Source organism: Streptomyces sp. CO7 (assembly GCF_053474865.1).
In genome coordinates this window covers 248,246-252,109 of sequence record NZ_JBRIOU010000005.1, presented here as the reverse complement: position 1 = coordinate 252,109, position 3,864 = coordinate 248,246, and the positions used below count along the sequence as shown (strand labels likewise).

The window sequence follows — 3,864 nt, the reverse complement described above, 5'->3', positions numbered from 1 at the left end:
CCTCGTGGCCGTCCGCCCCCTCCTCGTTCCCGCCCCCGCCGGTGACCGGGAGGCGGTAGCCGGTGGCGGGCCGCAGCAGTTCCGCGAGGTAGACGCCGATCGCGCGCACCTCGGGGCTGTCCTCGACCCGGATCGCCGTGCCGGGGGTGATCCGGTACGGGGCGCCGCCCGGTTCGGCCGAGACCGGCGCCGGGATCAGCGCGCCGAACCCCCCGGCCGGCGCGTCGGCCTCGCCGGGACCGGCCGTCCGTTCCGAGGGCCCGGCTCCGGCCGCTCCCCCGGCGGCCGCCGTCAGGAGCAGCAGTGAGGCCGCCAGCCGTAAGGCCGTGTGCCGTTGTCCCGCCACGGTCGTCCCCTTCCGTTCACTCGTTGCGCCGCTAGAAGGTCTGGACCACTACTCCCCATCCGGGAGGCGCGACAATCCCCTCACGCGCCGCCCTGTGGTGTCGCACACCCGAACGCCAGGATCCTGCCCGATATCGGGCAGAATTGTTGCGGACGCCACGCGACGTATCGGAGGATCGGGCATGCACGACGAACTCGTCGATCATTTGACGCGGTCCTCCTCGCTCACGCGGGGCGAGGCCGTGCGGGTGATCCAGGACGTTCTCGCCTATTTCGACGAGACGACCGAGGACTACGTCCGTCGCCGCCACCGCGAGCTCCAGGCGCAGGGTCTGGTGAACGCGGAGATCTTCACCAGGATCTCGGCGGACCTCCAGTACCGCGCGGTGGCGCCGCCGGAGCTCTCGCTCCGTCAGCTCCGCCGCATCGTCTATGGCTGAGGGAACCCACCTTTATGTGCGGAATTGTCGGTTACATCGGCAAGCGTGACATCGCCCCGCTGCTCCTCGAGGGCCTCGCGCGCCTCGAGTACCGCGGCTACGACTCTGCCGGCATCGCCGTCACGGCCCCCAAGGGCGGGCTGAAGATGGTCAAGGCCAAGGGTCGCGTCCGTGAGCTGGAGGCGAAGGTGCCGGCCCGTTTCAAGGGCACGGCCGGCATCGCCCACACCCGCTGGGCGACCCACGGCGCGCCGTCCGACGTGAACGCGCACCCGCACCTCTCCGCCGACGAGAAGGTCGCCGTCGTCCACAACGGCATCATCGACAACGCCTCGGACCTGCGGCGCAAGCTCGAGGCCGACGGCGTCGAGTTCCTCTCGGAGACCGACACCGAGGTCCTCACCCACCTGATCGCCCGCTCTCAGGCCACCACGCTGGAGGAGAAGGTCCGTCAGGCGGTGCGTCTGATCGAGGGCACCTACGGCGTCGCCGTGCTGCACGCCGATTTCCCGGACCGGATCGTCGTCGCCCGCAACGGCTCCCCCGTCGTGCTCGGCATAGGCGAGAAGGAGATGTTCGTCGCCTCGGACATCGCGGCCCTGGTCACGCACACCCGTCAGATCGTCACCCTGGACGACGGCGAGATGGCCACCCTCACCGCGGACGACTTCCGCACCTACACCACCGAGGGCACCCGCACCTCCGCCGAGCCCACCACCGTCGAGTGGGAGGCCGCCTCCTACGACATGGGCGGCCACGACACGTACATGCACAAGGAGATCCACGAGCAGGCCGACGCCGTGGACCGCGTGCTGCGCGGCCGCATCGACGACCGGTTCTCCACCGTGCACCTGGGCGGCCTGAACCTGGACGCCCGTGAGGCGCGCCAGATCCGCCGCGTGAAGATCCTGGGCTGCGGCACCTCGTACCACGCCGGCATGATCGGCGCGCAGATGATCGAGGAGATGGCCCGCATCCCCGCGGACGCCGAGCCGGCCTCCGAGTTCCGCTACCGCAACGCGGTCGTGGACCCCGACACGCTGTACATCGCCGTCTCCCAGTCCGGTGAGACCTACGACGTGCTCGCCGCGGTGCAGGAGCTCAAGCGCAAGGGCGCCCGCGTCCTCGGTGTGGTCAACGTGGTCGGCTCCGCCATCGCCCGTGAGTCGGACGGCGGCATCTACGTCCACGCCGGCCCCGAGGTCTGCGTGGTGTCCACCAAGTGCTTCACCAACACCACGGTGGCCTTCGCGCTGCTGGCCCTGCACCTGGGCCGCACCCGCGACCTGTCCGTCGCCGACGGCAAGCGGATCATCGCCGGTCTGCGCCGCCTGCCGGAGCAGATCAACGAGATCCTCAAGCTCGAGGACGAGGTCAAGGAGCTGGCCCAGGAGTTCGCCGAGGCCCGCTCGACGCTCTTCATCGGCCGTGTCCGGGGTTACCCGGTCGCCCGCGAGGCCTCGCTGAAGCTCAAGGAGATCACCTACATCCACGCCGAGGCCTACCCGGCCTCCGAGCTCAAGCACGGCCCGCTGGCCCTGATCGAGCCGGCCATGCCGACCATCGCGATCGTGCCGGACGACGACCTGCTGGAGAAGAACCGCGCCGCCCTCGAGGAGATCAAGGCCCGCAGCGGCAGGATCCTCGCGGTGGCGCACCGGGACCAGGAGAAGGCCGACCGGACCGTCGTCGTCCCGAAGAACGAGGACGAGCTGGACCCGATCCTGATGGGCATCCCGCTGCAGCTGCTCGCCTACCACACGGCGCTGGCGCTGGGCCGGGACATCGACAAGCCGCGCAACCTGGCGAAGTCGGTCACCGTCGAGTAGTCGGTCACCGCGGGGCGGTCGGCGCCCGTCACCCTCGGGTTCGCCCTCGCCCCGCCCCTGAACGGCGAAACGGTCCCTGTGCGCCACCATGCACAGGGACCGTTCCTTTCCCACGGGCCGGAGCCGCCCGAATCCTCCGGCCCTGGCTGCCGTTTGCGGTGGCCGTCACCCCACGGCGGCCGGCAGCCGGTTTCCGTGTCGATGTCATTCCCTCGCCACGACGCCGAACACGCCGTACGCGCCGGTAGCTTGGGCGTGGTTGTACACAACTCCGCGTGAAGTCGGCGGTGTTCGGCGGATTCGGCAGTGGACGGCGGCCGATGCGGCCGGTGTGCCGCGCGGTACGCCTCAGACAGGGCGCGCGAACGCCCGAAGCTGCCCAGGAGTTGCTCAGGGGATGACGACCACGGGCCGCTGCGCCCGCTTGGCCAGCCGGCCGGCGACCGAGCCGAAGACGCGGCTGAGCAGTCCGTGCGTCGAGCCCACGACGATGGCGTCGGCCTCGTACTCCCGGCCGACCTCCTCCAGTTCGTGGCAGATGTCCCCGCCGCGCTCGACGAGGATCCACGGCACCTCGGCGAGGAAGTCCGAGCAGGCGAGCTCCAGTCCGAGCACCTCGGTGCGGTGGTCCGGCACGTCCACGAAGACGGGGGGCTCACAGCCGGCCCAGACCGTGGTCGGCAGGCGGTTGGCGACGTGGACGATGATCAGCCCCGAACGGGACCGGGTCGCCATGCCCACCGCGTAGGCGAGGGCGCGCTCACTGGACGTCGAGCCGTCGAAGCCGACGACCACCCCGTGCTTGAAGGCGGGATCGCAGGGATGCGGACGCAGCTCTTCCGCCGCGAGGGGATCGGCCGCCGTCGGTTCGGCGACCGGCCGCTTGCGGTCCGCTGGATCGGTGTATTCGTGACCGGCCATGGCTGTCTCGGCGTAGTGATCCTCGTTCGGGCGACGTGAGCGGCGGAGCTGTGTCCGGGATCCATCTTCCCGTCCCCATACCCTTCAGGGTACGGCGGCAAGCGTTCCCGGGCCCTTTTTCTGCCGCCTCCAGGGGGAGATCCGCAGGTCCGGACGGGTACCGGCAGTTGCCGGTGGCAAGGCTTCACCCGGCTGCCCGCTCCGCGAGGGCCCGCCGGGATTCTCCGGAGCATGCATGAGCCGACGCCTCCCGCGCAATGTTGGCTGCGCCGTACAGGCGGTTCGGCCGCCGTCCGGCCCGGCCGCGCGGCCCCCACCCCGGGCCACCG

At 70.8% G+C, this 3,864-nt stretch carries 3 protein-coding genes and 1 pseudogene; 2 read left to right on the top strand and 2 right to left on the bottom strand.

Features of this window, described 5'->3' with window-relative positions; genetic code table 11:
- Positions 1 to 346: pseudogene (locus ACOV8S_RS19595) on the bottom strand (hypothetical protein); the annotation flags it as partial.
- Positions 347 to 527: 181 nt separating this feature from the next.
- On the opposite strand from ACOV8S_RS19595, the gene ACOV8S_RS19590 reads away from it, so the two are divergent.
- Together ACOV8S_RS19590 and glmS are read left to right on the top strand one after the other, a co-directional pair.
- Complete coding sequence (locus ACOV8S_RS19590; RefSeq protein ID WP_382557978.1) at positions 528 to 785, top strand: hypothetical protein; 258 nt, start codon at positions 528 to 530, stop codon at positions 783 to 785.
- A gap of 14 nt (positions 786 to 799) precedes the next feature.
- The gene (glmS, locus tag ACOV8S_RS19585; protein WP_448319088.1) at positions 800 to 2,614 is read left to right on the top strand and encodes a glutamine--fructose-6-phosphate transaminase (isomerizing); all 1,815 of its coding nucleotides are present in this window, start codon (positions 800 to 802) and stop codon (positions 2,612 to 2,614) included.
- A 390-nt stretch (positions 2,615 to 3,004) separates the two neighbouring features.
- Here glmS and ACOV8S_RS19580 read toward each other — a convergent pair whose 3' ends face one another.
- On the bottom strand, positions 3,005 to 3,535 hold the full coding sequence (locus tag ACOV8S_RS19580) for a universal stress protein (RefSeq protein WP_351118328.1): 531 nt from the start codon (positions 3,533 to 3,535) through the stop codon (positions 3,005 to 3,007).
- Positions 3,536 to 3,864: the final 329 nt, after the last annotated feature.